Consider the following 4,319-nt stretch of genomic DNA (forward strand, 5'->3'; position numbering starts at 1 on the left):
GGCGGCGCAGGCCGGCCAGCAGCGCCAGGGCATTCAGGGTGGCGCCCAGCCCGATGGCCAGGGCCAGGCCGGCATGCGCCAGCACCGGCACCAGGGCCAGGTTCATCAATTGGGTGGCAATCAGCACCATGATGGCGATCTTGACGGGGGTGCGGATGTCTTGCTGGGCATAAAAGCCCGGTGCCAGGATCTTCACGCCCAGGATGCCGATCAGGCCGGCAGAATAGGCCATGACGGCCATGCGGGTCTGGGCGACGTCCTGGGCCTGGAAGGCGCCGTAATGGAACAGTGTGGCCACCAGTCCGTCGGACAGCAGGGCCAGGCCCATGGCGGCGGGCAGGCCCAGCAGCAGCACCAGGCGCAGGCCCCAGTCCAGCAGGGCCGAGTACGCCGCGCTGTCTTGCCGCGCGTGGGCGGCGGACAGGCTGGGCAGCAGCACGGTGCCCAGCGCCACTCCCAGCAGGGCGGTGGGGAATTCCATCAGGCGATCGGCGAACGACAGCCAGGTGACGCTGCCGGGAGTCAGCCAGGTAGCGATATTGGTGTTGATCAGCAGGGATATCTGCGCCACGGATACCCCCAGGGTAGCCGGCGCCATCTGCTTCAGGATGCGCTGCACGGTGGTGTCGGCCCAGGCCTGCCGCACGTTGGTGAACAGGCGGGGCACCAGCCCCAGCCGCGCCAGCGCCAGCCATTGCACGGCCAATTGCGCCACGCCGCCCGCCATGACGCCGATGGCCAGCGCGTAGATGGGCACGTCCATGCGCGGCGCCAGCCACAGGCAGGCGGCGATCATGGAGATGTTCAGCAGCATGGGAGTGAAGGCCGGCACGGCGAAACGCCGCCAGGTGTTCAGCACCCCGGAAGCAAAGGCCACCAGCGACATGCACAGGATGTACGGGAACATCAGCCGCGTCATCCAGACGGCGGCGCCGAATTCCGTGCCGCGGGCCTCGCCCCGCAGGCCGCTGGCCATGGCGGTGACCACCCACGGAGCGGCCACGATGCCCGCCAGCGTAATGGCCATCAGGGCCAGCGTGAGCAAGAGCGCGACGCGGTCGAGCAGGGTGCGTACCTCGGCGTCGCCGCGCTCGTTGCGGGCGGTTCCCAGGATGGGGACAAAGGCCTGCGAGAATGCGCCCTCGGCGAACAGCCGCCGCAGCAGGTTGGGAATGCGGAACGCAACCCAGAATGCGTCAGTCAGGGGGCCCGCGCCGAAAGCGCGCGCCACCAGGATATCGCGGACCAGGCCGGTAATGCGCGACAGCAGCGTAAAGCTGCTGACGGTTGCGGCCGAGCGGAACAAACCCATGGAAGAAGGAGAAGTGGCGCGCGACGGGGAACCGCCGCGCACGGCCGTTTTTATTTGGGCGGCATGCGGATCGCGCCGTCCAGGCGGATCGTTTCGCCGTTGAGCATATCGTTGGTGATGATGCTTTGCACCAGCTTGGCGTAGTCTTCGGGACGGCCCAGGCGGGCGGGAAAGGGAATGCTGGCGGCCAGCGAATCCTGCACTTCCTGGGGCATGCCGAAGATCATGGGCGTACCGAAGATGCCTGGGGCGATGGTCATGCAGCGGATGCCTGTCTTGGCGAGGTCGCGGGCGATGGGCAGCGTCATGCCGGCCACGCCGGCCTTGGACGCCGCGTAGGCCGCCTGGCCGATCTGGCCGTCGAATGCCGCGACCGATGCGGTATTGATCATGACGCCGCGCTCGCCGGTGGATTCAGGGGCGTTGCTGCCCATGGCTTCGGCGGCCAGACGCATCATGTTGAAGCTGCCGATCAGGTTGATGGACACCACCTTCTGGAACAGGTCGAGCGGATGCGCGCCGTTCTTGCCCACGATCTTGGCGGCCGGCGCCACGCCGGCGCAGTTCACCAGCCCGAACAGCGGGCCCAGTTCAAGGGCGGCGGCCACGACGCGCTGGCCGTCGGCTTCCTGGGTGACGTCGCAGTGCACGTAGCGTTGCCCGAGTTCAGCGGCCAGGGCCTGGCCGGGTTCATCCTGCAGGTCGGCGATGACGACCTTGGCGCCGTTTTCCACCAGCATGCGCACCGTGCCGGCGCCCAGGCCGGACGCGCCACCGGTGACGATGAATACCTTGTTTGCGATTTCCATGGCGAATCTTCGAAGCAAAAGAGTTCAACGATGCGCCGCGGGCGGGCCGCGGCGCGCGGGAAGGGCGGGGAGATCAGTTGGCCAGGGCCTGGAACAGGCGGGCCTTGATTTCATCGACGGCGCCCACGCCGGAGATCTTGCGGTACTTGGGCGCCTTGCCGTCGCCGGCTTCGGCCCAGGACGCGTAGTAGTCGACCAGGGGGCGCGTTTGCTTCTGGTACACGGCCAGGCGGTTGCGCACGGTTTCCTCGCGGTCGTCGTCGCGCTGGACCAGCGGTTCGCTGGTGACGTCGTCCAGGCCCTCGGCCTTGGGCGGGTTGAAGCGGATGTGGTAGCTGCGGCCGCTGGCCGGATGCACGCGGCGGCCGCTCATGCGTTCGATGATGTCTTGTTCGGGGACTTCGATTTCGACGACGTAGTCGAGCGCGACCCCGGCGCTCTTGAGCGCATCGGCTTGCGGAATGGTGCGGGGAAAGCCGTCGAACAGGTAGCCATTGGCGCAGTCGGGCTGCTTCAGGCGGTCTTGCACGAGGCCGATGATGATGTCGTCGGATACCAGGCCGCCGGCGTCCATGACTTTCTTGGCTTCCAGGCCCAGCGACGTGCCTTCCTTGACGGCGGCGCGCAGCATGTCGCCGGTGGAAATTTGAGGAATGGCGAAGTGCTGAGTAACGAATGCGGCTTGGGTGCCTTTGCCGGCGCCGGGCGGTCCGAGCAAGATGAGTCGCATGGGTGCTCCTGAATGATGGGGAATTTTTTGACCGGGACGATTATGCCGCAACGCAGCAGCCCTTGTGGCCGTGCGTATCAAGGGAAAACCCGTTATAACCGATGATAGTCATCGTAGTGTGCCCGCACCCGGGCGAGGTCGGCCGGGGTATCCACGCCGGCCATGGGCGGCTGCGAGGTGCGGTGCACGACGATTTTGTGTCCGTGTTCCAGCGCGCGCAGTTGTTCCAGCGCTTCGTAGCGTTCCAGCGCGCCTTGCGGCAGGGCCGGGAAGCGCCGCAGGAACGCCGCGCGGTAAGCGTACAGCCCGATATGGTGCAAAGCGGGCAGCCCGGCGGCCAGCACGCGCTCGCCGCCCGCCAGCGCGTCGCGCGCCCAGGGAATGGGCGCACGCGAGAAGTACAGTGCATGCCCGTCGGCCCCGCATACCACCTTCACCACATTGGGGTTGAACAGCGATTCTGCATCGGCCAGCGGGCAGGCGCAGGTGGCAATGTCCGCTTCGGGATGGCCGTGCAGCAGGGCGGCCACTGCGTCGATGAGCGCCGGTTCGATCAAGGGTTCGTCGCCCTGCACATTGACCACGACGGTATCGTCGGGCAGGCCCAACTGGTCGACGGCCTCGGCCAGGCGGTCGGTGCCGGTGGGGTGGTCGGCGCGGGTCAGCAGCGCGGCGTGGCCGTGGGCCGCGGCGGCTTGCTGCACGCGGCCGTCATCGGTGGCGATGTAGATGTGCTCGGCCTGTGAACGGGCCGCGCGTTCGGCCACCCGGACCACCATGGGCTTGCCGGCGATGTCGGCCAACGGCTTGTCGGGCAGGCGCGTGGACGCCATGCGGGCGGGGATCAGGGCGACGAAGCTCACGGTTCAGGCCGGGCCGGGGGCTGCGGCGGCGTCCAGTTGCCGGGCTTCCGATTCGAGCATGACGGGGATGCCATCGCGCACAGGATAGGCCAGGCGGTCGGCGCGGCAGATCAGCTCGGCCTGGTCGCGGTCGTAGTCGAGGCGGCCCTTGCATAGCGGGCACACGAGGGTGTCGAGAAGGCGGGATTCCATGCCGCGATTCTAAAGCAAGTTGGCGGCGAAAATGCCGCTCTTGCCGGGGAATCAGGCGGCCGGCCGGCGCAGCCGCCCGTTTAGCCAGTCGAACAGCCGCGGATCGGAAAACCGCGCCCGCACCGGAACTTCCCACAAGCGGGCGTCGTTCAGGGCGCGGCACTTGATGGCGTCTTTGGACGTGACCAGGATGGCGTCCGCGGCGATGTGCTCGAACGGCGAGCGGCGGTAATCGTAGTGGTCGGGCAGGGCCAGGCAAGGGGTTGGCCCCAAACCGGCTGCGCGCAGCGTGTCGAAGAAGCGGCCGGGGTTGCCGATGCCGGCCGCCGCGGCCACGGCGGCAAAGCGGCCCGGGTCGGCAAAATCCGCCAGGGGCAGGCGGGCGCCGCTTTGCAGATGCCGGGCGGCGTCGG

The 4,319-nt window shown here is 68.0% G+C and carries 6 protein-coding genes; all 6 read right to left on the reverse strand.

From position 1 onward, the window contains the following. The coding region (murJ, locus tag LPZ50_RS22380) for a murein biosynthesis integral membrane protein MurJ (protein WP_230665040.1) at positions 1–1,312 on the reverse strand (1,312 nt) is incomplete at its 3' end. Positions 1,313–1,362: 50 nt separating this feature from the next. Continuing rightward, a complete protein-coding gene (locus LPZ50_RS22385) occupies positions 1,363–2,121 on the reverse strand; it encodes a 3-hydroxyacyl-CoA dehydrogenase (RefSeq protein WP_230665035.1) in 759 nt (252 codons plus the stop codon). A 73-nt stretch (positions 2,122–2,194) separates the two neighbouring features. Further along, on the reverse strand, positions 2,195–2,851 hold the full coding sequence (gene adk / locus LPZ50_RS22390; protein WP_230665036.1) for an adenylate kinase: 657 nt from the start codon (positions 2,849–2,851) through the stop codon (positions 2,195–2,197). A gap of 92 nt (positions 2,852–2,943) precedes the next feature. Next, positions 2,944–3,714 (reverse strand): 3-deoxy-manno-octulosonate cytidylyltransferase, encoded by a 771-nt coding sequence (gene kdsB / locus LPZ50_RS22395; protein WP_230665037.1) that lies wholly within the window; start codon positions 3,712–3,714, stop codon positions 2,944–2,946. Positions 3,715–3,717: 3 nt separating this feature from the next. Further along, positions 3,718–3,906: a Trm112 family protein gene (locus LPZ50_RS22400; protein ID WP_230665038.1), complete on the reverse strand. Its 189-nt coding sequence runs from the start codon at positions 3,904–3,906 to the stop codon at positions 3,718–3,720. Positions 3,907–3,957: 51 nt separating this feature from the next. Beyond that, the coding region (locus LPZ50_RS22405; protein ID WP_230665039.1) for a tetraacyldisaccharide 4'-kinase at positions 3,958–4,319 on the reverse strand (362 nt) is incomplete at its 5' end.

Source organism: Bordetella petrii (assembly GCF_020991325.1).
In the GTDB taxonomy this organism is placed as follows: domain Bacteria; phylum Pseudomonadota; class Gammaproteobacteria; order Burkholderiales; family Burkholderiaceae_B; genus Bordetella_A; species Bordetella_A petrii_E.

Excerpts from the sequence above, each read along its gene's own strand:
- LPZ50_RS22385 (WP_230665035.1), bottom strand. The coding sequence starts at position 2,121 with ATGGAAATCGCAAACAAGGTATTCATCGTCACCGGTGGCGCGTCCGGC.
- LPZ50_RS22400 (WP_230665038.1), bottom strand. The coding sequence starts at position 3,906 with ATGGAATCCCGCCTTCTCGACACCCTCGTGTGCCCGCTATGCAAGGGC.
- adk (WP_230665036.1), bottom strand. The coding sequence starts at position 2,851 with ATGCGACTCATCTTGCTCGGACCGCCCGGCGCCGGCAAAGGCACCCAA.